The sequence below is a fragment of the Bifidobacterium sp. SKU genome (assembly GCF_026016405.1).
Taxonomy (GTDB): Bacteria; Actinomycetota; Actinomycetes; order Actinomycetales; family Bifidobacteriaceae; genus Bifidobacterium; species Bifidobacterium bifidum.
The window spans coordinates 2006751-2030900 of record NZ_CP092890.1 but is presented as its reverse complement, the minus strand read 5'-3'; the positions used below and the strand labels follow the sequence as shown (position 1 = coordinate 2030900).

Sequence of the window (24150 nt, the reverse complement as noted above, 5' to 3'; positions counted from 1 at the left end):
CACATGACGTCACCCGTGCGTGTCGCGCAGGTAAACGCCGGCTGAATATGACTTGCGAGCAAGCCGTGCGTGACGGTGACGAATGTCGCGTCCGCTTACCGCGACATGCCGTCCGAGAGATGGCCCTGTGCATTTTTCGCCAGATATCTTCCACCGGAAAAGCTCCGATATATACTCAAGTCTTATGGCAGCAGAAGAAACGAATTGGGGAGGGCCGCGCCCGCAATCAGGTGGCTCGTATGTGCAGGGCGACGCGGGGTTGCCGGGGCGCGACGCCGTGTTCGACCGCGTGCCTCCGCACGACGACGAGGCGGAGATGGCGGTGCTCGGCGGCATGCTGCTGAGCAAGGACGCCATCGGCGAGGTCAGCCAGATGATCGACGTCACCGACTTCTACCAGCCGAAGCACCAGACGATATACGAGGCGATCATCGACCTGTTCTCGAACTCGCAGAACGTCGATGTGGTGATCGTCGCCAACCAGCTGATGAAGGACGGAAACCTCGACAAGGTGGGCGGCGCCGACTATCTGCACACGCTCGTCGCGTTCGTGCCGACCGCCGCAAACGCCACGTACTATGCCGAGATCGTGCATCAGCGGGCGATATTGCGCAACGTGATCGCGGCCGGCACCAAGATCGCGCAGCTCGGCTACTCGGCGGAGGGCTCGCAGGCCGAAGACGTGGTGAACCTCGCGCAGGCCGAGGTCTACGAGATGAGTACCGGACGCGTCAAGCAGGACTACGAGGCCATCGGCCCGGTGGTGCACGATGCGCTCGAACAGCTCGACAAGCTGCAGAACGGCGATCTGAAAACCGGCGTGCCGACGGGTTTCCGCGATATCGACGACGTGACCCAGGGCCTGCAGCCCGGCCAGATGGTGGTCGTGGCAGGGCGCCCCGCCATGGGCAAGTCGACGCTGGGCATCGATTTCGCCCGTGCGGCCGCGCTGCATCACAATATGACGTCGATCGTGTTCTCGCTGGAGATGAGCAAGGTGGAGCTTGCGCAGCGCATCATCTCCGCCGAGACCAACATTCCGCTCGCGGCGATGCGCCGCGCCGACGACATCACCGCCGACCGGTGGAACACGCTCAACAATTTCTGGAACAAGTTGCAGAACGCGCCGCTGTTCATCGATGATTCGCCGAACATGTCGCTGATGGAGATCCGTGCGAAATGCCGCCGTCTCAAGCAGACCAACGACCTCAAGCTCGTCGTTATCGACTACCTGCAGCTGATGTCATCCGGCAAGCAGGTGGAAAGCCGACAGCAGGAGGTCTCGGAGTTCTCGCGAGCGCTGAAGCTGCTCGCCAAGGAGCTGGAAGTGCCGGTCGTGGCGTTGTCCCAGCTGAACCGTGGGCCCGAGATGCGCAACGACAAGAAGCCGCAGCTGTCCGACCTGCGCGAATCCGGCTCGATCGAGCAGGACGCCGACGTGGTGTTGCTGGTTCATCGACCGGATTTCTACGACAAGGAGGACCGGCCCGGCGAGGCGGATATCATCATGGCGAAGCATCGTAACGGTCCGACGGAGACGTTCCATCTGGCGTTTCTGGGCGCATACTCGAAGTTCAAGGACATGCCGCAGGACTACAACAGCGATCAAGGAGTGTGACGATGGGTGAGGAAAACGGATCCCAGCCTCGTGAAACATCGCGTGAAACACAGCGCGAGGCGCTGGGCGGGCAGTCGGATGCGGCGCGTCCATGGACCGCGTTCGCCACGCCGCTGATCGGCAAAGCCGTACGCGGCGCCTCTCGGCTGCTGCGGCACGGCGGCAGCGCGTTCCCCGGCAAGATCGTCGAACAGATCGACCCCGGTTTCCTCGCCCGCACGCTCGCCGACCTGCCGTATGGCGTGGTGCTGGTGTCGGGCACGAACGGTAAGACCACCACGACGCGCATGGTCGCCTCGATGCTGGAGACGCTGGGACTCAAGGTGTTCACAAATCCGACCGGCTCCAACTTCACGCGCGGCGTCGTCTCGGCGCTGCTGACCGAAGTGCCGTTGAGCGGCAGGCTGGACGCCGACGTGGCCGTGCTTGAGCTTGACGAGGCGTATGCGGTGAAATTCGTGCAGCAGGTGAAACCGCGGTTCGCGCTGTTGCTCAACGTGATGCGCGATCAGCTCGACCGGTTCGGCGAGATCGACAACACCGCGCGTCTGCTGGAGCGTGTCGCCGAGGCGACGACGGGCACCGTGGTGCTCAACCGTGAGGATCCGCGAATCGCGCGTTTCGCTTCGGCCGTGCCGGAAGGCACCGGAGTGCGCTATTTCGGGCTGGCGCCCGAACTGCGTCGGTTCTTCCCCTCCGACGACGACATGCAGACCACCGTCGCCGAAGAGGCCGCGAGCGTGGTCGGCAATGGCAGGCCGTCGGCAAATGACCGCGCGCAGCAGGAGCCGGCAGGCACATCGGTTTCGGCTGAGGCCCCCGATGCCGATGGGCGCGAGGTGACGGCCGATGTCACGCTGACCCGTGTCGGCAACCATGAGGCCGATTTCCTGATTGACGGGCGGGCCGTCCATACCGCCGTCAAGCTGGAAGGCGTGTACAACCTGTTCAACGCGGCGGCGGCGCTCGCCACCGTCCGCGCGGTCATGGCGCAGGATATTGCTTCGGCGCAGGTCGCCGAAACCATGCCCGGCCAGGCCTCGCATGCGTCAGACGCGGCGATATCTGACGAGAGCCCAGTAGACCATGACCGGCTTCTGGCGGCGCTCGCCGAGGTGACCCCCGCGTTCGGCCGCGGCGAAACGATTGCGGTCAACGGCAGCGACGTGCAGCTGCTGCTCGTCAAGAACCCGATGGGCTTCAGGCTGTCGCTCGGCTCGTTTCCGCCCGACGGGCATGACACGATGATTGCCATCTGCGACCTGTACGCGGACGGGCGCGACATGAGCTGGCTGTGGGATGTCGATTTCACCAGCCTGCGCCCGACTGGCGTCGCGATGGTGTCGGGTACGCGAGCCTGGGATATGGCGTTGCGGCTCGAATACGATCAGGTCAGGGTGGAGCAGACCGGCACGGATCTGGAGGCGGCGGTGCGGCAGTTCGTCACCGCCCGTCCCGGTGTGCCCAAACACATCTACTGCACGTACACGTCGATGCTCCGCGTGCGTGCCGAACTCGCCAAGCTGACCACCGTCGCCGATGCCGGCGTCGGGCGATGAGCGGCGCGACGACTGACAGCATGAGCGGGAAAGGCGAACGGATATGGGAAAAGTGATCGACGTGATGTCCCTCTACCCGAAGGACATGAACATCTACGGGGATTCCGGCAACGTGCTGGTGGTTCTGCGCCGGCTGGCACTGTACGGGTATGAGCCGCGCCTGCACGCATACAATCAGGGCGACGAATGGCCCGAGCGCGTGGACATGATCCTCGGTGGCGGCGGTCAGGACACCGGGCAGAAGAAAATCACCGGCGACCTGTTCAAGCGGGCCGGCCGGCTGCGCGACCTGGCCGCGGACGGTACTCCGATGCTGATGATCTGCGGCCTGTTCCAGCTGTTCGGCGAATACTTCGAGACCTCGGAAGGCGAGCGGTTGGACGGCATCAACGTGCTCGGCGCGTACACGGTGGGGCAGAGCCACCGGATGATCGGCAATCTGGTCGAGCACAGCGACGAATTCGGCGACGTGATCGGCTATGAGAACCATTCCGGGCAGACGTTCCTGCGCGAGGGAACGTTGCCGCTGGGGCATGTCGATCATGACGGTACCGGCAACAACGGCGAGGATCATACGGAAGGCGCTCGTGTCGGCAATGTCATCGGCACGTACATGCATGGCTCGCTGCTGCCGAAGAACCCCGCGGTCGCGGATTTCCTGATTCGGGCCGCAGTGACGAGACGGTACGGGGAGTTCGAGCCGGACCAGTCCAGCGAGCAGATGTTCGAACTGGCACGGTTGGACGCTCTGGCGGACAAGGCCCGCAAGGTCGCCGCCGCCCGCCCCCGGTGAATTGGACGGTTCCGCGCCCTCGGACTCTGCGATGCTTGACGGGTCGATGAGCTTGATGGGCCGATGAGCGGATTGCCGGGGCGTGGTTTCCATCTCATAGCGGAAACCACGCCACCCCTATCGCGTTATGCGACGGGTGGGGGTAATCTTGGAACCACAAGTAACCAAAGGAGGTATCATGGCTGATTTCGATTTGGGTGAAGGCCTGCGCCGGGTGTTTCTCGCGGGCGTTGGGGCATTGGCCACCGGCGTTGAGCTGGGGCAGCAGAGCTTTGAGAAGAGCCAGCAGATCGTCGACGGTCTGGTGAAGAAGGGCGAGCTCACCGTGGAACAGGGCAAGGCGTTGAACACCGAGCTCAAGCACAAGGCGCAGGAGGCCAAGGAGAAGGCCGAGGAAAAGACTGAGGGCGCCAAGGAGCAGAGCGATGCCGGTGCCGCCGCCGAAGATCCTTCCCCGGCGGAAGGCTCCGCTGCTTAGCATGCCGGAGCAGCGCACCATGCCGTCCTATACCGCGGGCGGCCATGCCGGCGACCCACGGCATGATCCGGAACGGGGGAAATCCGCATCGGGGTCGGACGGTTCGGCGAAAGACGGTGTCGTGACGCGACGTGCCGGCAAACGCCGCGAATGGGACGGGTCTCCCACCATCGGGCTGTTCAACAATCATCGCGACACCTTCTCCAGCCGATATCACCTGACGAGGCGCGGGAAAGTCAAGCGCCTCGGACAGATCATGCGCATTGCGAACCAGTTCGATGTGGTGCACGGCCTCACTCCGGTGAAGATGAGGCTGATGCTGGAGGCACTGGGCCCCACATTCGTCAAGGTCGGGCAGATACTGTCCATGCGGTCGGAGATTCTGCCGCAGTCGTTCTGCGACGAGCTCGCGAAGCTGCGCGCCGATGCCGACCCGATGCCGTATCAGATCGTCGTCGACACGTTGACGCAGGAATATGGCCGCCCCATAGGCGAGGTGTTCGCCCGCATCGATCCGACGCCGCTCGGTTCCGCATCCCTCGCGCAAGTGCATCGCGCCACGCTGGTCACCGGCGAAGACGTCGCCGTGAAGGTGCAGCGGCCTGGCGTGCGCGAGATCATGGCGTTGGATGTGTCCATCATGCGTTCGATCGCCCGGGCTGCCACGAAGATGCTGCCCAGTGCGCAGGTGGTGGATCTTGGCGGCGTGGTCGAGGAACTGTGGGATACGTTCGAATCCGAGACGGATTTTCTGGTGGAGGCGCGTAACCTCAGCGAGTTCAAGCGCTTCTGCGAAGCCTATCGGTATATGGACTGCCCGAAACCGTACATGGATCTGTGCACCGAGCACGTGGTCGTCATGGATTACGTCGAGGGCATCGCCGTCTCCCATACCGATCAGCTGATCGAAGCCGGGTATGACCTCAAGGAAATCGGCACCAAGCTGGTCGACAACTATGCGACGCAGGTGCTGGACGACGGTTTCTTCCATGCGGATCCGCACCCCGGCAACATCATCATCTCCGGTGGCCAGATCGTGCTTATCGATCTGGGCATGACCGGGCGGCTCAACAGCCAGGCCCGCAGCGTGCTCCGGGAGATGATCTTCGCCGTCGCCAAACAGGATTCCGCCGCGCTGGCGGACGGTCTGCTGCGTTTCGCGGGCACCGAGTCCGATCCTGAGGATTACCCCGCGCTGCTGGCCGACCTGGACATGGTCGTCAAGGAGTTCGGCACGGTAGACCTGGGCGACCTGGACATAGCGGCGTTCCTGACGTCGCTGACGTCGTTGGCCCAAAGGCACGGCATCGAGGTGCCGGGCACGGTGACGACGGTCGGCAGGGCGTTGGTCACGTTGGAGGGCCTGCTGGATGAATTCATCCCCGACGTGAACATGATTCAGATCATCTCCGACCATATTGCCGGCAGCAAGTCGTTGGATCGAGCGGCGAAAGACGAGATCAAGGCGCTGGGCGTCGAGGGACATCAGGCATTGCACGGCTTGCTGTCCGCGGCGAGCGAGTCCAGGGTCGCGATGCGCATGCTCACCCGAGGCCAGCTGCGCATGAACATGGAGGTCGTTGGTTCCGAGGAACCGATGCGCCTGCTGTCGGACATGGTCAACCGTCTGACGATGGCGTTGATCGTCGTCGGCCTGTTCGTCGGATCGTCGATCGTGTACTACGCGGGCATGAAGCCGATCATCTTCGGCATACCGGTCGTGGGATTCATGGGATATGTGATAGCGTTCATCCTCTCCGTATGGATCGTGTTCGACATCTACTTCAAGGGACGCAGATCAAAGCGCCGGTAGTACTCGACGGAATGATTTGCGCCCCACGGTCCGGTCGGTCTTCAGGCCGGACCGTTTTACGGGCCGGTCAGTTTTCCAGGAACAGCTGCGGTGCCTTCATGAAGTTGTTGGCGCAGTGTTCCCCGCAGAAGTAATAGGTTGTGCCGTCGTGCTCGCGCGTGATGGCGTCGTTGTTGACGGCGACGGTCATGCCGCACACAGGGTCGGTCGCGGTCTGCGTCGCGTCGTTCATGTCTGCGGAATGCATGTGGTTCATGTGCATGGGTTGCTCCTTGTTCGGCTGATGGTGATGGCCCTCATCGGTGTGATGGCCATCGGCACGGGGACGGTCTCCGGTGTCGAGAATGATGCTGCGCGCGCCGTGTTGGTCGGGCGCTTTCCTGTCGGCGTCTCTTCCGCCTGCGGCGGTGAAGGAGACGGTGTCGGGGCTCAGTGTGACGCGCCGCATGCGGTTCGCGTTCAGCACCAGGCAGACGGAGCTGAGCGCCATCGCCAGGCCTGCGATCATCGGGCTGAGCAGCCAGCCGGTGAAGGGGTACAGCACGCCGGCGGCGATGGGGATGCCGATGATGTTGTAGCCGAAGGCCCAGGCGAGATTCTCCCGGATGTTGCGCATCGTGGCTTGGGATAGGTTGAGGGTTTTCACCACGCCTCGCAGGTCGCCGCTCATGAGGGTCACGTCGGCGGATTGCATGGCGATGTCGGTTCCGGTGCCGATGGCTATGCCCACGTCTGCCTGCGCCAAGGCGGGGGCGTCGTTGATGCCGTCGCCCACCATGGCCACCAGTCCATTGGGGACGTCGGCGATGGCGGGGGCCACCGACGACTGTGCCGCGGCGGCGTCGCGCGATATCTGCAGCTGCCTTATCCAGTAGGCCTTGCCGTCGGGCCTGACCTGAGCGATCACCGTGTCGATGCCGACTTCCGCGGCGACGCGTTCGGCGACCTCCGCCTTGTCTCCCGACAGCATCACCGTGCGGATACCAGCGGCTCGAAGCGCTGCTATCGCCTCCTTGGAACCCGGCTTGACGCTGTCCTTCGTATAGCTCGGCTTGGCGTAGTCGGCGTCGTCATCGATGGCTCCGACGGTGATCGTCCCGGTCTTGTCGAACACGACGGTTCGGATGTCGCGGGCCTGCTCCAAGGCCCTGGCAGATGTGACCAGCACGCCGTTCGTGGCGCCGAGGCCGGTCGCCGCGGTCACCGATAGCGGCGTGGCCAGTCCGAGCGCGCAAGGACACGCGATGATCAATACGCTGACCGCCGTCACCAGCGCATGGGCTAGTTTGGGTTGCGGCCCGAACGTTATCCATATGGCACCGGTCCACAATGCGGCGATAATCACCGCGGGGACGAACACGCGGGCGATCCTGTCGGCCAGACGCTGCACGGGCGCTTTGGTCGCCTGTGCGCGTGCGACCAGAGCGATGATCTGGGAGAGCACCGTGTCCTCGCCGGTGCGTGTGACCTTCATGACCACATTGCCCTGCTGCATGATGGTCGCCCCCGTCAGGGGCTCTCCGACGCCACGCCGGGCCAGAACGGATTCGCCGGTGATCATGGACTCGTCGACGCTGGCCTCGCCGGCCAACACGACGCCGTCCAGCGGTATGCGCTCGCCGGCGCGGATCACCAGCAGATCGCCGGTCTTCACGCGGTCGATGTCGATGTCTTGGGATTGGGCAGGGTCGAGCCATCCGTCGCCGGATGCCTTGCCGGCGGCCAGATCCTTGGCCAGTGGCGTTCCGACATCGAGGATGTGGGCGACACGTGGGCGCAGCTTGATCAGTGATTGCACGGCCTTTCCGGTGCCCTCACGGGCTTTCGCCTCCAACAGGCGTCCGACCAGAACGAGCGTGATCACTACGCCGACCGACTCGAAGTAGGGCTCTCTCGACCCCTCGGGCATCAGCTCCGAGACGAAGCACAAGGCGATGCTGTACAGGTATGCGGCGGTGGTCCCCAATGCCACCAACGAGTTCATGTCCGGAGAACGATGCCACAGTGCCGGCCATCCGACGCGGTGGATCGGCGCCCCGCAGTAGAACATGACCGGGGTGATGAGTATGGCCTGCAGCCAGGGGTTCATCAGCCATGAAGGAACGAGCGAGTGACTGACGAGCATGAGCATCATGGGGACGAACACCGGGAGCGTGAGAACGGTGCCGATGGCCACCAGCATGCCGGTATGGCGAATCTCCTGACGGCGTTCCTCCGCCTCCTGCCGCTCGGCCAGCAGCGCGTCCGCGGCGGACATCCTGGGCGTGCCGGCCGGTATGGCGGTCCCGGTCGATGCAGTGCCGTCGTCCGGTTTTGTGGCGGAGTCCGTCTCCCCCTCGACGCGAAGCAACCCATGCACCATGTTCATACCGCATGCAAAGGGGTAGTCGCCGGCCGGCAGCGGCGGAAGCGACATCTCGGTGGTCTCGTTGCCTGGCAGCATCGTGTCCGTTCCGAGATCGGGGAACACGACATGCGACGTGCATTCGCCGGTCTCCTTCCGATCGAACCTCAGCGTGATCGGAATGCCGGCTTGCATCGTGACGATATCGGGGGAGTACCCACCCCTGACCGTGATGGTCGCCTGTTGAACGCCGTCATGCAGCGTCGCCCGGGCGCCTCCCCTTCTGGGCGCGAAGAAGAATCGCAGGATGCACCATGTCAGCACGGCGGCTATCACCAGTGCCGCCACACCGAGGAAGATGTCGAATTCCATCGCCGCTCCTTTCCCCTTTCTATCATAATCTCGGATATTAACTATACCCTATACCCCTAGAGGGTATATAATGCGTGTTGTCAGGAATGTTCGCGCTGGGCGGAAGGTTGGTTATGCAGGGTTACGACGGAGACAAGGCGAAGATCCTCGCGCGGCTGCGGCGTGTCGAGGGGCAGGTCCATGCGGTCGCGCAGATGGTGGAGGATGATGTGTATTGCATCGATGTGCTGACCCAGATCTCCGCCGCGACTTCGGCATTGAAGGCCGTGTCGGTGATGCTGGTTGACGACCATCTGAACCATTGCGTGCGGCAGGCGGCGGCCGAGGGCGGCGAGGTGGCCGACGAGAAACTGTCGGAGGTCGAGAAGGTGATTTCCCGACTGGTTCGCTCATAAGTGCGGCACTCGTTCGTCCGCGGGATGATGTGTAATAATACACATGTTCGATGAAGTGCTTGATGTGGTGATCGTTGCGGTGGTGGCGTTGTTGGGTCTGGCCGCCGGATTCGCGCTGGGCAAAATGCGTGGCCAAGCCTCCGCCCGCATGGCGAAGGCCTCCGAGGTGGACGCGCTGAGGGGATCCTGCGAGGCCATGAAGGACGACAATGCGCGGCTTGCCGCCCAAGTGGCTCAGGCCAAGGCCCAGTCCGAGGGACTTCTGCAGCAATTGTCGTTCGCGAAATCCCAGCTTGCTCAGGCGCAGCAGGCGGAACAGGTGCGGGTGCAACGTGAGCGCGAGCGGGCCGAGGCCGATGGGCTGCGGCGCCGGGAAGAGCAGGAAAAAGCGCTGACAGAGCAGGGCAAGGTGCTGTCGGCGTTGGCTCCTTTGCAGAAGAATCTCGATGAGCTGCAGCAGAAGGTCTCGAACATCGAGGAGGGGCGCAAACACGAGATGGGCGTGCTGGGCGAGCAGCTCAAAGGGCTGGGTGAGCAGCAGGCGAGGCTCGACCGTGAGACGAGCTCGCTCTCGGCGGCATTGCGCAACAACAAGGTCCGCGGCGCTTGGGGAGAGGCGCAACTGCGCAACATTGTGGAGTCCGCCGGTTTGCTGGAGCACGTCGACTTCGATACGCAGGTGGTGATGACTGGCGTCGACGGTAAGACGCTCCGGCCTGACATGATCGTCCATCTGCCGGGAGGCAAGACGATTCCCATCGACGCGAAGGTGCCGTATGCCGATTATCAGCGGGCCTGCATGATTCCGGAAACCGCGGGGCCTGAGGATCTGGAACGGCGTGACGAGCTGCTGCGGTCGCATGCGAAAGCTTTGCGTGAACACGTCAGGGCATTGGGTGATAAGGCGTATTGGAGTGCATGCGACACGGCCCCTGATTTCGTGATCGCGTTCATTCCCAACGAGGCGTTGCTGCAGGCTGCAATGGAGGCCGATCCGACATTGATGGATGACGCCTTCGCCCGCAAGGTCGCATTGACCTCGCCGGTCACCCTGTGGGCCGTGCTGAAATCCGTCGCATACGCTTGGCAGCAGCAGAGCCTCACCGATGACGCCAAGACCCTGTTCGACCTGTCGAGGGAACTGTACGAGCGTTTCGCCGTACTGGGGGAGCGTGCGAACAAACTCGGTACCGCGCTCACCCGCACCGTGACGGCGTACAACCAATTCGCATCATCGTTGGAATCCCGCGTGCTGGTCACCGCGCGCAAACTGCAGAAGCTCGATCAGGCCACGGTCATCGGGTCGGTGAACATCATCGATCCGGACAAATCCGATGTCCGTGAAATCACCGCCCCGGAAACCACCTCCGAATAAAACCAACGCAAGAGCATCCAAAGGAATACCAGCATGACTCGGCCCCCGCCAGCGAGGCAAATACGCAACCGCGCGGATATGCATGGCCATTGCCGGCGGTGACTTGACGGCACGCAACGATATCCTGAGAACCATGAATGAAGAGCAAGGATTCCGCAAGACCGGGACGACCGGAACCGCTGTGGGCACGAACAACATTCCTTCCGACGCATCGCCGAATCAGACGGATGACTTCTCCATGCTGGAGCCGCGCGAACAGCTCCGACGGCTGATTGCCGCGGAAATGGAAGGCAAGCCGTTCTGCGAGCTCGCCGGCGTCACCTTCGACCATCGCGGGGCGGCTATCGTCGGTCACATTCTTCTGGACACGCTTGAGGAGAACGGCTATTCCATCGATGATTTCGACGCCGTCGGTGCGTTGACCGCCGCGGCCGTTCCACTGGTCGGCGCGATGATTCAGGCGGCGGCATCGCGCGGTGAAGACCTCGACGGATTCGTCATGGACTTCGTATACCCGTCCATCAAAGGCCCGTCCATCAAGGGCAAGCGCGTGGTATTGCTGGATTCATGGCTCTCGGAGAAATCCTATGTGCAGACCTCGTCGCTGGTGACGCTGCGCAACGGCAATGAGCTGAGCCTCGATTTCGGCGTGGTGGAGCATGAAGGCGCGAAAGTGGTTGCCATCGCATCGCTGATCGGCGGCGTCGACATGACCGAACCCGTCATCGAGGTCGTCAACCCCGTGAGCGGTGAACGGCAGGAGCTGCCATTCATCGAAATCTACCACGAATCCGAACTGCGATAGCCATGCACAAGCCCAACCCCATCTCTCTGGCGGCAAAGGCTTCGGGGGAGCCGGAATTTCGTGAAGTCGGCGTAGGACCATGGACGCAGGAGCACCCCGGTGAGCCACGCCCGGATGACCCTAAATCGCCGAACTACGATCGACGCTACGATACGACGCTGCTGGATGAAGGCGATCGTCGCAACGTGCTCGACCGTTACCGGTACTGGACCGTGAACGCCATTCGCGACGATCTGGACGCGGCCGGTCGCCACGGCTTCGAAGTCGCCATCGAAAACTGGACGCACGATTTCAACATCGGTTCCATGGTGCGCACGGCGAATGCGTTCACCGCGAATCGCGTGCACATCGTTGGCCCGCACAAATGGAACCGCAAGGGCTCGCTGATGACCGAGCTGTACCAGCACGTTGAGTATCATCCCAGCATCGACGAACTCGTCACCTGCTGGAAGCTGCGCATCGCGGGAGAAATTGCCGCCGCCCAGGCACAGGCCGCCGCCGCGGCGATGCACGCGCATCAGGCTCACTCCGATGCGAGTGCGCTTCTCTCGGACGATGACGAATCCAACGGATCCCCCCGATTCGCGTCCGCAACGGATCATTCGGGCTATGATGCGGTCGCGCGGGCCGACGCTCGCATCAGGACGCTGGAATCGTCCCGCATCATCGCGTTGGATATCATTCCCGGTGCCGTACCGATGGAAACCTACCGTTTTCCGGAACGGTGTCTGATGCTGTTTGGCGCGGAAGGCCCCGGATTGTCGAACAAAGCTCTCGAACTCGCTGATGACGTGGTATACATCTCGCAATTCGGTTCCGTGCGGTCCATCAACGCCGGCGCCGCAGCCGCAGTGGCCATGCACAGCTGGATTGCGCAGCACGGGTGACGCGGGTGTGTATGCTCGAATCATGATAACGATAGAGGCCTTACCAAACGCTTCGGGCGTAAGACCGTGCTTGATAATGCCAGTTTCACCGCCGAAGACGACAAGGTGACCGGTTTCCTTGGGTCGAACGGCGCCGGGAAGTCCACGACGATGCGGGCCGCCCTCGGCTTGGCCACCCCCCAATGCGGGCCGTGCGCTGGTTGACGGAGTGCCGTTCGTCAAGACACCATCGCCGATGACCGCCGTAGGAGCGGTTCTCGACGCCAAATCCGCGCATAAGGGTCGGTCCGCCTACACCCATCTGCGTGGCCTCGCCCTTACCAACGGCATACCGCGATCCCGCGTCGATGAGGTCATCGAATTCACCGGCCTTGCGAGCGTGGAAAAGCGCAATGCAGGAGCGTTCTCGCCGGGCAGGGCCGTGCGGTGCTGTTGAGTTCGCGCCTGATGAGCGAGGTCGCATTGACCGCTGACGATCTCGTCATCATCGGTCGCGGCCGCATTCTGGAGACCACGACGGTCGCGGCGTTCGTCGCAGAGCATTCCACCCATTCGATCCGTGTCGCGACGCCGGAACCCGACAAACTGCACGCGGTGTTCGAAACCGCGCCGCAGGTCACCGTCCGCGAGGTGCCCCGCAATGCCAACGACCCGCAGCAAGGCCGGGTGTTCCGCATTGAAGGTGCCGCATTGGAGCCGACTGCGCGGGCGTTCACCCACGCGCAGGTGCAGTACGAGACCCGCGCGATACCGGGGCAGGTGCCGGCCCAATACGGCGAGCCTGCCGCAACCTACACTCAGCCGAACACGCAGGAGGTGCCGCGATGACGCAGCCTCATATCCCGCCGCAGCCTCAGCCCGTGCCGTCGCTCGGCGTGGCGAGACTGGTGTTCCTCGGCCACGAGGTCACGCCGCTGGCTGCCGACGAGTGGAGGATTCCATTGATCGGCCTGCTGGTGTTCAAGAAATCCGACATCAAATGACACCCATTCGGCCATATCGTCGCGCGCTCGGGCACAGCCGCGCGATATGGCCGCTGCCGCAGGGCCGCCGGACACCGCGCAACATCGTGAGAATGTAATGGTGCGTGTCACATACGGCTCATATAGTTAAGGCCATGCCTACATTCACACGTGAAGAAATCGAGCACCTGGGCGATCTCGCCCGTATCGCGCTCACCGATGAGGAGATCACCCGTCTGCAGGGTGAGCTGAACGTCATCGCGGATTCCATCAACAAGGTGCAGGAGGTCGCCGGCGATGACGTGCCGCCGACCGCCAACCCCGTCCCGCTGGAGGCGTACCTGCGCCCCGACGTCGCCGAAACGCCGCTGACGCAGGAAGAGGCGCTTGCCGGAGGCCCGAAGACCGAAGCCGGCATGTTCGTCGCGCCGCGCATTCTGGGAAGTGAGGAGTGACGATGAGCGACACCACTGAACTCGTCAAGCTGTCCGCGGCCGAAATGGCCGCCAAGGTCAAGGCCGGTGAGGTCTCCAGCCGCGAACTGGTCGAGGCCCACCTCGCCGTCATCGACACCGCCGAACCGTCCATCAAGGCGTTCCTGAAGGTCTCCGCCGATCAGGCGCTCGACCAGGCCGACGCCTTCGACGCCAAGAGCGCCGACGACAAGGCCGCGCTGCCCGAACTGGCCGGTGTGCCGATTGCCATCAAGGATATGATCGTCACCAAGGGCATCGAGACCACCGCCGCCTCGAAGATCCTCGAAGGCTGGGTGCCGCCGTACGACGCCACCGTCATCGAGAAGCTCAAGGCCGCCGGCATGCCGCTGCTCGGCAAGACCAACCTCGACGAATTCGCGCAGGGCTCCTCGACCGAGCACTCCGCCTACCAGACCACGCACAACCCGTGGGACACCGAGCGCGTGCCCGGTGGCTCCGGTGGTGGCTCCGCTTCCGCGGTCGCGGCATTCGAAGCCCCGATCGCCCTCGGCACCGACACCGGTGGCTCGATCCGCCAGCCCGGCGCCCTGACCGGCACCGTGGGCGTCAAGCCCACCTACGGCGGCGTGAGCCGTTTCGGCGCCATCGCCATGGCCTCCTCGCTCGACCAGATCGGCCCGGTCTCCCGCACCGTGCTCGACTCCGCGCTGCTGCAGGAGATCATCGGCGGTCACGACAAGCGTGATTCGACGTCGATTCCCGAAGGCCCGCGTCCGATGGCCGCTGCGGCCCGCGAGGGCCTCAAGCGCGACCTTAAGGGACTCAAGGTCGGCCTGATCAAGGAACTCGGCGGCGACGGCTACCAGCCCGGCGTCGAGGCCCGCTTCAACGAGGCCGTCAAGAAGCTCGAAGAGATGGGCGCCGAGGTCGTCGAGGTCTCCTGCCCGCACTTCGAGTACTCGCTGGGCGCGTACTACATCATCATGCCGTCCGAGGTCAGCTCCAACCTGGCCCGCTACGACGGCATGCGCTACGGCCTGCGCGTGATGCCGCCGACCGGTGTACCGCAGACCGCCGCCAACATGATGGCCTACACCCGTGAGACCGGCTTCGGCGACGAGGTCAAGCGCCGCATCATCCTCGGCACCTACGCGCTGTCCGCCGGCTACTACGACGCCTGGTACGGTTCCGCGCAGAAGGTGCGCACGCTCATCATCCAGGACTTCCACAACGCCTTCGAGAAGGCCGACGTGCTGGTCTCCCCGACCAGCCCGTCCACCGCGTTCAAGTTCGGCGAGAAGATGAACGACCCGCTGGCCATGTACATGAACGACATCGCCACGATTCCGGCGAACCTCGCCGGTGTCCCGGCCATGTCGATTCCGGCCGGCCTGTCCGACGACGGCCTGCCTGTCGGATTCCAATTCATCGCTCCGCAGCAGCGCGACGAGGTCATGTACAAGCCCGCCGCCGCGCTCGAAGCCGCACTTGAGGAAAGCTGGGGCGGCCCGATCTGGCAGTCCCTGAAGACCCCGTGGTTCGACGGCCTGAACAAGTGACGCATCGGAAGGAAAACAAACATCATGGCTGAAAAACTGATGAAGTATGCCGATGCCACCAAGAAATACGACGTGGTCTTCGGTCTGGAAACGCACGTGGAGCTGTCCACGAACACCAAGCTGTTCTGCCCGGCCCACATCGAGTTCGGCGGCGAGCCGAACACGCAGCTGACCCCGGTCTCCCTCGGTCTGCCCGGCTCCCTGCCGGTCATCAACAAGACCGCGGTCGACTACGCGATCAAGCTGGGTCTGGCCCTGCACTGCGAGATCGCAGAGTGGAGCCAGTTCGCCCGCAAGAACTACTTCTACCCGGACATGCCGCGCGACTACCAGATCTCGCAGTACGACAAGCCCACCAACGGCAACGGCTACCTGGATGTCGAGCTTGAGGACGGCACCGTGTTCCGCGTGCCGATCGAGCGCGCCCACATCGAGGACGACGCCGGCAAGAACACCCACGTGGGCGGTGCCGACGGCCGCATCGAAGGCGCCGACCATTCGCTGGTCGACTACAACCGTGCCGGCGTGCCGCTGATCGAGATCGTCACCAAGCCGATCGAGGGTGCGGGCGACCGCGCTCCGGAGATCGCCGGCGCTTACATGCGCGCTATCCGCGACATCGTGCGTGCGCTGAACATCAGCCACGCCCGCATGGAGCAGGGCAATATGCGCGCCGACGTGAACGTCTCGCTGCGCCCCTCCGCCGACGCCCCGTACGGCACCCGTTCGGAGACCAAGAACGTGAACTCGTTCCGTGGCATCGAGAAAACCATCCAGTACGAGATCCGCCGTCAGGCGGCGCGTCTGGACGACGGCAAGGAGATCCTGCAGGAGACCCGCCACTGGGATGAGGCCACGCAGACCACCGCCGGCGGCCGTCTCAAGTCCGACGCCGACGACTACCGCTACTTCCCGGATCCCGACCTCGTCATGCTCCACATCACCAAGGAGCACATCGAGGAGATGAAGGCCCAGATGCCGGAGATGCCGCGCGAGCGCCGCAACCGTCTCAAGGCCGAATGGGGCCTGAGCGACCTGCAGATGCGCGACATCCTCAACGCCGACGCGCTCGACCTGATCGAGGAGACCGTCAAGGCCGGCGCCAAGGCCGCCGGTGCCCGCAAGTGGTGGCTGGGCGAGCTGAGTCGCGAGGCCAACGCCAAGGGCGTCTCGCTCGAAGAGCTGCCAATCACCCCGGCCGACATCGCCGAGGTCGAGAAGCTCATCGCCGACGGCAAGCTCAACGACAAGCTCGCCAAGCAGACCGTCGAAGGCGTGCTCAAGGGCGAAGGCACCCCGGATGAGGTCGTCAGGAAGCACGACTACAAGATCGTCGAGGACAACGGCGCCATCGAGGCGGCCGTCGACGCGGCGTTCGAGGCCAACCCGGATGTCGTCGAGAAGCTCAAGAGCGGCAATATGAAGCCGATGGGTGTCATCATCGGAGCCGTGATGAAGGCCACGCGCGGCCAGGCCGACGCGAAGGCTGTCACCAAGGTCGTGATGGGCAAGATCAAGGGCTGACGCCCCACGGGTTCGCCGGAATCCCGAGACTCTGAAATTCCGGTTTGAAGAACGGCCCTTGGCCGCGGTGCTGAACCGCGTGTCGAGGGCCGTTCGTCATGCCGCAGGCGCTCCCACAGCCGGCAGACACGTGGGCAACTCCTTCACAGCAAACGGTCAGTCGGGTAGGATATCTTCTGTACCGACTTCTACCAGCGTCAGTTGAGGAATAACGAATGTCTGAAAATGCCGCATTACCGCTCGATCAGGACGTATCCCGTGAGCTGCCCTCGCAGATCACCATACCGCCGATCAAGGGGGAGATGGTGCACCTGCGCCCGGCCAGCGTCGACGACCTGCCGCGCATGGATGAGCTGGACGCCTACTATGGCGCCTCCAAGATCACCGGCAAGGACGCTCAGGCGGAACGCGCTGTCGTACACACGTGGGTGAGACGCTCGGTGGCGTGGGCGAACGGGCAGAAGCCCGACGAGTCGGGCGTAGGCGATCCGGAGTCCCGCCGCACCATCGCATGGGCGGTACTGACCGACGCCGACCATGACGAGGACGGCGAAATCGACGCGCAGTCGACAGACAACGTCATCGGCATGATTTTCCTGATCGACATCGATGGCTGGTCGCGCTCCGCCCGCATCCAGGTGGTGCTGGGCCGTGACTACCGCGGGCGCGGCTACTCGCGCGACCTGATGCCGCGAGTCATGACGTACGGTTTCGCGCCCGAACCGGCCGGCCTGGGCATGCACCGCATCTGGGTGGCGGTGCCCGAGCAGAACTCGCGTTCGTGCTCCGTCTACCAGTCGCTCGGCTTCGAGCCGTCCGGCGCCTCGCGCGACGCTCTGTGGGATGCGGAGAACAACAAATACCAGGATCTGATTGTCATGGACACGCTGGTGGACGAGTATGATCCCATCCGCTCTCTCGACGCGTTCGGCATGCACGTGATTGAGGACAATCCCGGTGTGCAGGAGGCGATGAGCGCCCGTGAGCACTCGATCGCCATCAGGAAGAACATCGCCGCGCAGGCCGAGCCCGCGCCGGAGCCCGCCGCGGTCGAGGAGAGTGCGGATGCCGAACAGGCGCCCCGAATCGAGAAAGTCGCCGCAGCCCGAGTGCCGGAAGCGCACAATGACGATGAATTGGCCGCGCCGGGCGAGGGAAGCACCTGGCCGTATGGGCAGAGCGAACGCAAACCTTCGAAGGAAGCTTGGTGGCGTATCCTCGGACGTGGCCGTAAACGTGATATGGAGGATGACGAATGAGTGCCGAGGATCTTGACAATTACGAAACCGACGCGGAACTCACCCTGTACAAGGAGTATCGCGACGTCATCAAGCTGTTCACCTACGTGGTGGAGACCGAACGGCGTTTTTATCTGGCGAACAAGGTCGATTTCAACGTGCGTTCCGCCGGTCAGGACGTGTATTTCGACGTGCAGCTCACCGACGCATGGGTGTGGGATGTGTACCGGTCGTCGCGTTTCGTCAAGAACGTGCGCATCGTCACGTTCAAGGACGTGAATGTCGAGGAAGTGCAGAAATCCGATATCGACATCCCCGACGATATGAATTGAGGCGCTGACGGTCGGACCGGCTGATTGCAGGCCGACTGCGGTCGGCCGTCCGCCGTCATTTGCCGGTGCCGTGTGCGCCCCAAACCGGCACGTCGCCGTTTCCCGCTCTCGTTTTCGTTGCGATACGCGGCTTCTCGTGTATGGCGACGGAAGGTTTTTGTAAGCAAAACAACAAAATCGGCGTGCGTTTCCAGCGGTTCATATATACTGTCTCTGATTCAGCGATAAGGAGACCTCACGTGACGCAGAAGCAATCCGTGGTGATCATCGGCGGCGGCCCGGCTGGCCTGACCGCAGCATGGGAGTTCGTCAACAACGGCGGCTCCGACACATACGATGTGACCGTACTCGAAGAAACGCAGGAGTTCGGCGGCATTTCGCGTACCGTCAAGCACAACGGCAACCGCATGGATATCGGCGGTCACCGCTTCTTCTCCAAGGACGACCGGATCATGGACTGGTGGAAGGACGTGCTGCCGCTGCAGGGCGCCCCCAGCTATGACGACAAGAAACTCGGTCGTGAGCACGACATGGAGCCGGGCGGTCCCGACCCCGAAACCACCGACCAGGTGATGCTCAAGCGCCACCGCGTCTCCCGCATCTACTGGAACCGCCGGTTCTTCGACTACCCGATCTCCCTGTCCGCCAACACCTTCAAGGCGATGGGCTTCAAGCTCACCATGGTCGCGGGTTTCAGCTACCTCAAGTCCATGTTCCATAAGCTGCCGGAGACCAGTCTGGAGAACTTCTACATCAACCGGTTCGGCCGCAAGCTCTACTCCATGTTCTTCGAGGGCTACACCGAGAAGCTGTGGGGGCGTCATCCCTCGCAGATCTCCGCCGATTGGGGTGCCCAGCGCGTCAAGGGCCTCAGCATCCTCGGCGTTCTCAAGAACGCCTTCCGCAAGCTCAGCCCCAAGAAGCGCAAGGGTGAGGTCGAAACGTCGCTCATCGAGGAGTTCTGGTACCCCAAGCTCGGCCCCGGCCAGCTCTGGGAGACCGTGGAACGCCGGTGCGTCGACGCCGGTGCCACCGTCATCACCGATGCCAAGGTCGTCGAGATTCGTCAGGCACAGGGCCGTATCGAATCCGTGGTCTACGAGTCCTCGGACGGCAAGCGCACCGAACTGCACGCCGACCAGTTCATCTCGTCCATGCCCGTCAAGGACCTCGTCAACGCCATCGATGCGGCGTCTCATGACGATGACGCCGAAGCGTCTTCGGCGCCTGTCCCGCAGGACATGACCCACATCGCCAACGGCCTGCCCTACCGTGATTTCGTCACCGTCGGACTGCTCGTCAAGCACATGCGCCTCAAGAACACCACCGACATCCCCACGCTCGGCAACCCGCCCATCGTGCCCGATTGCTGGATCTACGTGCAGGATCCCGGTTACAAGGTCGGTCGTCTCCAGATCTTCAACAACTGGAGCCCCTACCTTGTCAAGGATGTCGACGATACCGTCTGGATCGGCCTCGAATACTTCTGCAACGAGGGTGACGATTTCTGGAACATGACCGACGCCGAGGCCACCAAGTTCGCCATTTCCGAACTGACCCGCATGCGTGTCATCAACGGCCCGCAGGATGTCCTCGACTCCCATCGCGAACGTGTCAAAAAGGCGTATCCCGCCTACTTCGACACCTATGCCCAGATGTCCGAACTCGTCGAATACCTCGACTCCTTCGGCAACCTTTACTGCGTCGGCCGCAACGGCCAGCACCGCTACAACAACATGGACCACTCCATGGCCACCGCCATCGAGGCCGTCGCCAACATCAAGTCCGGCAAGACCTCGAAGCAGAACGTGTGGTCCGTGAACACGGATAAGTCCTACCACGAACAAAAGTAACCCACACCAGATATCGCCCCCGCCAGCGGGGGCATTTGTTTATGTCTGCGACTCGGCGTCCGTTTTTGCATTGGTCTCCAGCCCGTTATACAGTATGGAAAGTCCGAAACGCATGGAGTGCGTCGGACGTTCAAAGCGGCAAGACCGCAATCATTCTTAGTGCAGGGACCGGTGCAATACGGTCTGCTAAGGAAAGGCAAACGAGTGGCAACTAGCCAGAATCTTGAAGGTATGAAGCTGATCGAGCTCAAGGAGCTCGCCAAGCAAATGGGTCTGCGCGGTACGTCGACGATGCGCAAGCCGGAATTGGTCGCCACCCTGCAGGCTGCACGATCAGGCGGCGAGGCGCCGGCGGGCGTTACCGTGCGACCGGTAAAGGGCGCCGCAAGCAAGCCGACCCAGCAGACGCAGCCCGCTGCACAGGCCGCGCAGACTCCGGAACAGGCTCCCAAGGCGGAGCCCAAGGGAAGTGCACCGGTGTCAGCGGCGGATGATGCGGTGGCCGGACTGGTCGCGTCTCTGCCCGAGCCCGATGCAGCCTCGACCCGCACGCCGCGTATCTCCCGCCAGAAGGCCGCCGAATCCGACAGCAAGGACGACCGCGCCGCGGCTCCTCGCCGTCGCACCCGCGACGATGCAAAGGCGGGCCAGGTGGCTGCCGATCTGTTTGATGAACTTGACATCGCGCCGGCGGACGATCAGCCGCGTCATCGCGATGATGCGGCTGATTCCGGCATGATGCGTCGTCGTCGCCGTACCATCGAACCGCGCGAGCGCGACCAGCAGAACGACACCGTCCGCGACCTCGACGATATTCTCGCCACGCTTCCGGTGCAGAACGCCAATGCGGACGCCGCCCGCGGCACCCGTGGTGACCGTGATAATCGAGATGACGACGAGCGCGAATTCACCCGCCGCAACCGTAGCGACCGCGCTGACCGTTCCGACCGCGGCGACCGCGGCGGCGATCGCAATGACCGTGGCGACCGCGGTAACGACCGTCGCCAGCGCCGCATGCGCGGCCGCGACCGTGGCGGCCGCGACTACGATGATCGCGACACCCGCGAAGTGCGCATCTCCGACCATCAGGACAACGGCGGCGACGATCTCGTGCCGGTCGCCGGCATCGTCGACGTGCTCGACTCCTACGCCTTCGTGCGCACTTCCGGCTACCTGCCCGGCCCGAACGACGTGTACATCTCGATGGGTCAGGTCAAGAAGTACGGCCTGCGCAAGGGCGACGCCGTGACCGGATCCATCCGCGCGCCGCGCGAGGGCGACCGCCGCAACCAGCGCCAGAAGTTCGTGCCGCTGCAGTCCGTCGACACCATCAACGGCATGAGCGTCGAAGAGGCGGCCAACCGCCCGCAGTTCGCCAAGCTCACCCCGCTGTACCCGCAGGAGCGCCTCAAGCAGGAGACCACGCCGAACAAGCTCACCGGCCGCATCATGGACATCGTTTCCCCGATCGGCAAGGGCCAGCGCGGCCTGATCGTCTCCCCGCCGAAGGCCGGCAAGACGATCACGCTGCAGAACATCGCCAACGCGATCACCACGAACAACCCCGAAGTGCACCTGATGGTCGTGCTGGTGGACGAACGCCCCGAAGAAGTCACCGACATGGAGCGCACCGTGGCCGGCGAGGTCATCTCCTCGACCTTCGACCGCCCGGCCTCCGACCACACCACCGTCGCCGAGCTCGCCATCGAGCGCGCCAAGCGACTCGTGGAGCTCGGTCAGGACGTGGTGGTGTTGCTTGACTCGATGACCCGTCTCGCCCGCGCCTACAACATCGCCGCGCCGGCCTCCGGCCGCATCCTGTCCGGTGGCGTGGACGCCCAGGCGCTCTACCCGCCGAAGAAGTTCTTCGGCGCCGCCCGCAACATCGAAAACGGCGGCTCGCTGACCATCATCTCCTCCGCGCTGGTGGAGACCGGCTCCAAGATGGACGAGGTGATCTTCGAGGAGTTCAAGGGCACCGGCAACATGGAACTGCGTCTGAGCCGCGAGCTGGCCGACAAGCGCCTGTTCCCGGCCATCGACGTGAACGCCTCCGGCACCCGCCGCGAAGAGCTCATCACCTCGCCGCAGGAACTGCCGATTATCTATCGTCTGCGCCGTCTGCTCGGCGGCATGGAGCCCGAGCAGGCATACCAGACGCTGGTGCCGCGCCTGAAGAAGACCGCGACGAACCGCGACTTCCTCTCCGCCATTATCCAGCAGAGCAACAGCAACCCGGTCAACGGCAACTGATCCGGCAGACGGCCTGAACGAGAGGAGCCCCCGCTTCGGCATTGAAGCGGGGGCTCCCGTCTATATCCGGCCTGCTTTCAGGCCATGATCTGCAGATGATGGTATCCGGGCGTATGGCGGCCCAGCGCGGGGTCGACGTGACGTTCGGCGAACACGCGCATCCGTCGCACGCCCTCGCGCAGCTCACGCCCGTCCCCGGCGTAGGAAAGCCTCACGAATCCGGCCCCCTCACTGCCGAAGGCCGTTCCCGGCACCACGGCGACGTGCTCCTCGTCCAGCAGCATACGGCTGAACCTGTCGCAATCCATGCCGCAGGCTCGCACGTCCACGAACGCGTAGAACGCGCCCTGCGGCTCGATCAGGCGCAGCGCGGTGCAGCCGTCGAGCTCGTCCAGCACGATCTGCCGCTTGGTGCGGTATTCCTCGCGCATGGCCGTGACATGCTCCTGCGGGCCGGTCAACGCGGCCACGGCGGCATATTGCGCCGTCGAGTTGACCGATGAGTGCATCAGCTCGGCGAGCTTGCTGGTCTGTTCAATCAGCGGCTCGGGGCCGAGCAGGTAGCCGATGCGCCAGCCGGTCATGGCGAAGGTCTTGGACAGGCTTTCGACGACGACCGTGCGCTCGTGCATGCCGTCGATGGCGGCGATGGAGGGCGCGATTGACGCGGAGCCGTCGAAGACGAACGGGTGATACACCTCGTCGGAGATCGCCCAGATGTCATGCCGGATGCAGACGTCGGCGATGCGCTCCAGCTCGGATAGCGGCGTGACAGCTCCGGACGGGTTGCCGGGGGAGTTGAGAAGAACGGCCTTCGTGCGCGGCGTGATTGCTGCTTCGATATCGTCGGCGTTCAGCCGCATCTGGTGTTCCGGTTTGAGCGCGACGGGCACCGGCACTCCGCCGCACATCAGGGCCTCCGCGTCGTACGAGGTGAAGTACGGCGACGGAAGGATCACTTCATCGCCGGTGTCAAGCAGCGCCTTCATCGCCAGGAACAGACCGATGGTCGCGCCGTCGACCGCCTGTATCTCGGTGTCGACGTCGTAGCGCAGCCCCTTCACCTTTTCGGAGTATGCCGCCACGGCCTCGCGGAACGGCTCGATGCCGAGCACGTTCGTGTATGTGGTGTGTCCTTCGTGGATCGATCGGCATGCGGCTTCCACGATATGCGGCGCCGCGGTGGCGCTGGGTTCGCCCACGCACAGCGAGATTGCGTCAGGCACGTGCTCGACCCGGTCGAATACGTCCCGGATGCCGGAACGGGGGACGCTGAGCGAGTGCTGCGAAAGTGCGGGCATGGACATGGTGTCACCTTTCAATCATGAACAAGAATATAAAATATACAGTAGTACATTGAAAAACAGTAATTATTACTATATATTTCGTAAATAACAGTAAGAAATCAATGGAATAATACTGGATTGACATCGCGATAAGCTGTCATCAGACAAGTTCGCGCCGGAACCGCTCCACATGCAGGTTGCGGCGAACCGTATGACCCGGGAGGACGTGATGGCACAGGCGAATACGCGCAATGACGAGGAACCGGA

19 protein-coding genes and 1 pseudogene are annotated in these 24150 nt (G+C 63.4%); 18 read left to right on the top strand and 2 right to left on the bottom strand.

The annotated features are described in order from the left end of the window. The first annotated feature begins 184 nt into the window (after positions 1-184). The 5 genes from dnaB to MMB49_RS08645 all read left to right on the top strand — a co-directional run bounded on the left by dnaB (position 185) and on the right by MMB49_RS08645 (position 6261). A complete protein-coding gene (gene dnaB, locus MMB49_RS08665) occupies positions 185-1618 on the top strand; it encodes a replicative DNA helicase (protein WP_172581649.1) in 1434 nt (477 codons plus the stop codon). A gap of 2 nt (positions 1619-1620) precedes the next feature. After that, positions 1621-3177: a Mur ligase family protein gene (locus MMB49_RS08660; RefSeq protein ID WP_047271011.1), complete on the top strand. Its 1557-nt coding sequence runs from the start codon at positions 1621-1623 to the stop codon at positions 3175-3177. Between the two features lie 43 nt (positions 3178-3220). Then, positions 3221-3970, top strand: coding sequence for a type 1 glutamine amidotransferase (locus MMB49_RS08655; protein WP_003815981.1), 750 nt, complete (start codon positions 3221-3223; stop codon positions 3968-3970). 178 nt (positions 3971-4148) lie between these two features. Further along, positions 4149-4448, top strand: coding sequence for a hypothetical protein (locus tag MMB49_RS08650; protein ID WP_003815980.1), 300 nt, complete (start codon positions 4149-4151; stop codon positions 4446-4448). Beyond that, positions 4396-6261 (top strand): ABC1 kinase family protein, encoded by a 1866-nt coding sequence (locus tag MMB49_RS08645; RefSeq protein WP_047271009.1) that lies wholly within the window; start codon positions 4396-4398, stop codon positions 6259-6261. Before MMB49_RS08650 ends, MMB49_RS08645 begins: the two co-directional genes overlap by 53 nt. Positions 6262-6328: 67 nt before the next feature. On the opposite strand, the gene MMB49_RS08640 is transcribed toward MMB49_RS08645, so the two are convergent. Further along, positions 6329-8977: an HAD-IC family P-type ATPase gene (locus MMB49_RS08640; protein ID WP_047271007.1), complete on the bottom strand. Its 2649-nt coding sequence runs from the start codon at positions 8975-8977 to the stop codon at positions 6329-6331. 113 nt (positions 8978-9090) lie between these two features. On the opposite strand from MMB49_RS08640, the gene MMB49_RS08635 reads away from it, so the two are divergent. The 13 genes and pseudogenes from MMB49_RS08635 to rho all read left to right on the top strand — a co-directional run bounded on the left by MMB49_RS08635 (position 9091) and on the right by rho (position 22597). Continuing rightward, positions 9091-9372, top strand: coding sequence for a metal-sensitive transcriptional regulator (locus MMB49_RS08635; protein ID WP_003814260.1), 282 nt, complete (start codon positions 9091-9093; stop codon positions 9370-9372). Positions 9373-9415: 43 nt separating this feature from the next. Then, positions 9416-10747 carry a DNA recombination protein RmuC gene (locus tag MMB49_RS08630; protein ID WP_013390292.1) on the top strand — a complete coding sequence of 444 codons (1332 nt, stop codon included), beginning with the start codon at positions 9416-9418 and terminating at the stop codon, positions 10745-10747. Positions 10748-10880: 133 nt separating this feature from the next. After that, on the top strand, positions 10881-11552 hold the full coding sequence (locus tag MMB49_RS08625) for an orotate phosphoribosyltransferase (RefSeq protein WP_003815972.1): 672 nt from the start codon (positions 10881-10883) through the stop codon (positions 11550-11552). A gap of 2 nt (positions 11553-11554) precedes the next feature. Next, the gene (locus MMB49_RS08620) at positions 11555-12439 is read left to right on the top strand and encodes a TrmH family RNA methyltransferase (protein ID WP_003815971.1); all 885 of its coding nucleotides are present in this window, start codon (positions 11555-11557) and stop codon (positions 12437-12439) included. A gap of 66 nt (positions 12440-12505) precedes the next feature. After that, a pseudogene (locus MMB49_RS09560) lies at positions 12506-13267 on the top strand (ATP-binding cassette domain-containing protein). After that, complete coding sequence (locus MMB49_RS08600; RefSeq protein WP_003820008.1) at positions 13264-13422, top strand: hypothetical protein; 159 nt, start codon at positions 13264-13266, stop codon at positions 13420-13422. The pseudogene MMB49_RS09560 and the gene MMB49_RS08600 overlap by 4 nt, the downstream one beginning before the upstream one ends. A 134-nt stretch (positions 13423-13556) precedes the next feature. After that, complete coding sequence (gene gatC, locus MMB49_RS08595) at positions 13557-13856, top strand: Asp-tRNA(Asn)/Glu-tRNA(Gln) amidotransferase subunit GatC (protein ID WP_003815962.1); 300 nt, start codon at positions 13557-13559, stop codon at positions 13854-13856. Positions 13857-13858: 2 nt separating this feature from the next. Continuing rightward, positions 13859-15397 carry an Asp-tRNA(Asn)/Glu-tRNA(Gln) amidotransferase subunit GatA gene (gene gatA, locus MMB49_RS08590; protein WP_047271006.1) on the top strand — a complete coding sequence of 513 codons (1539 nt, stop codon included), beginning with the start codon at positions 13859-13861 and terminating at the stop codon, positions 15395-15397. 24 nt (positions 15398-15421) lie between these two features. Continuing rightward, positions 15422-16921 carry an Asp-tRNA(Asn)/Glu-tRNA(Gln) amidotransferase subunit GatB gene (gatB, locus tag MMB49_RS08585; protein WP_013363939.1) on the top strand — a complete coding sequence of 500 codons (1500 nt, stop codon included), beginning with the start codon at positions 15422-15424 and terminating at the stop codon, positions 16919-16921. A gap of 215 nt (positions 16922-17136) precedes the next feature. Beyond that, positions 17137-18180 (top strand): GNAT family N-acetyltransferase, encoded by a 1044-nt coding sequence (locus MMB49_RS08580; protein ID WP_003820016.1) that lies wholly within the window; start codon positions 17137-17139, stop codon positions 18178-18180. Next, positions 18177-18491, top strand: coding sequence for a DUF2469 domain-containing protein (locus MMB49_RS08575; RefSeq protein WP_003820018.1), 315 nt, complete (start codon positions 18177-18179; stop codon positions 18489-18491). The genes MMB49_RS08580 and MMB49_RS08575 overlap by 4 nt, the downstream gene beginning before the upstream one ends. Before the next feature lie 239 nt (positions 18492-18730). Continuing rightward, positions 18731-20344 (top strand): NAD(P)/FAD-dependent oxidoreductase, encoded by a 1614-nt coding sequence (locus tag MMB49_RS08570; RefSeq protein ID WP_013363938.1) that lies wholly within the window; start codon positions 18731-18733, stop codon positions 20342-20344. 204 nt (positions 20345-20548) lie between these two features. Beyond that, positions 20549-22597 carry a transcription termination factor Rho gene (gene rho / locus MMB49_RS08565; protein ID WP_047271003.1) on the top strand — a complete coding sequence of 683 codons (2049 nt, stop codon included), beginning with the start codon at positions 20549-20551 and terminating at the stop codon, positions 22595-22597. A 77-nt stretch (positions 22598-22674) separates the two neighbouring features. On the opposite strand, the gene MMB49_RS08560 is transcribed toward rho, so the two are convergent. Then, positions 22675-23904, bottom strand: coding sequence for a pyridoxal phosphate-dependent aminotransferase (locus tag MMB49_RS08560; RefSeq protein WP_047297644.1), 1230 nt, complete (start codon positions 23902-23904; stop codon positions 22675-22677). Between the last annotated feature and the right edge of the window lie 246 nt (positions 23905-24150).

Bases quoted from the DNA above. Each gene is read 5' to 3' on its own strand.
- MMB49_RS08655 (WP_003815981.1), top strand. From the start codon at position 3,221: ATGGGAAAAGTGATCGACGTGATGTCCCTCTACCCGAAGGACATGAAC.
- gatB (WP_013363939.1), top strand. From the start codon at position 15,422: ATGGCTGAAAAACTGATGAAGTATGCCGATGCCACCAAGAAATACGAC.
- gatC (WP_003815962.1), top strand. From the start codon at position 13,557: ATGCCTACATTCACACGTGAAGAAATCGAGCACCTGGGCGATCTCGCC.
- MMB49_RS08630 (WP_013390292.1), top strand. From the start codon at position 9,416: ATGTTCGATGAAGTGCTTGATGTGGTGATCGTTGCGGTGGTGGCGTTG.
- MMB49_RS08640 (WP_047271007.1), bottom strand. From the start codon at position 8,977: ATGGAATTCGACATCTTCCTCGGTGTGGCGGCACTGGTGATAGCCGCC.
- MMB49_RS08635 (WP_003814260.1), top strand. From the start codon at position 9,091: ATGCAGGGTTACGACGGAGACAAGGCGAAGATCCTCGCGCGGCTGCGG.
- MMB49_RS08625 (WP_003815972.1), top strand. From the start codon at position 10,881: ATGAATGAAGAGCAAGGATTCCGCAAGACCGGGACGACCGGAACCGCT.
- gatA (WP_047271006.1), top strand. From the start codon at position 13,859: ATGAGCGACACCACTGAACTCGTCAAGCTGTCCGCGGCCGAAATGGCC.
- MMB49_RS08560 (WP_047297644.1), bottom strand. From the start codon at position 23,904: ATGTCCATGCCCGCACTTTCGCAGCACTCGCTCAGCGTCCCCCGTTCC.
- MMB49_RS08580 (WP_003820016.1), top strand. From the start codon at position 17,137: ATGTCTGAAAATGCCGCATTACCGCTCGATCAGGACGTATCCCGTGAG.
- MMB49_RS08600 (WP_003820008.1), top strand. From the start codon at position 13,264: ATGACGCAGCCTCATATCCCGCCGCAGCCTCAGCCCGTGCCGTCGCTC.
- MMB49_RS08645 (WP_047271009.1), top strand. From the start codon at position 4,396: ATGCCGGTGCCGCCGCCGAAGATCCTTCCCCGGCGGAAGGCTCCGCTG.
- MMB49_RS08660 (WP_047271011.1), top strand. From the start codon at position 1,621: ATGGGTGAGGAAAACGGATCCCAGCCTCGTGAAACATCGCGTGAAACA.
- MMB49_RS08650 (WP_003815980.1), top strand. From the start codon at position 4,149: ATGGCTGATTTCGATTTGGGTGAAGGCCTGCGCCGGGTGTTTCTCGCG.
- MMB49_RS08575 (WP_003820018.1), top strand. From the start codon at position 18,177: ATGAGTGCCGAGGATCTTGACAATTACGAAACCGACGCGGAACTCACC.
- MMB49_RS08620 (WP_003815971.1), top strand. From the start codon at position 11,555: ATGCACAAGCCCAACCCCATCTCTCTGGCGGCAAAGGCTTCGGGGGAG.
- dnaB (WP_172581649.1), top strand. From the start codon at position 185: ATGGCAGCAGAAGAAACGAATTGGGGAGGGCCGCGCCCGCAATCAGGT.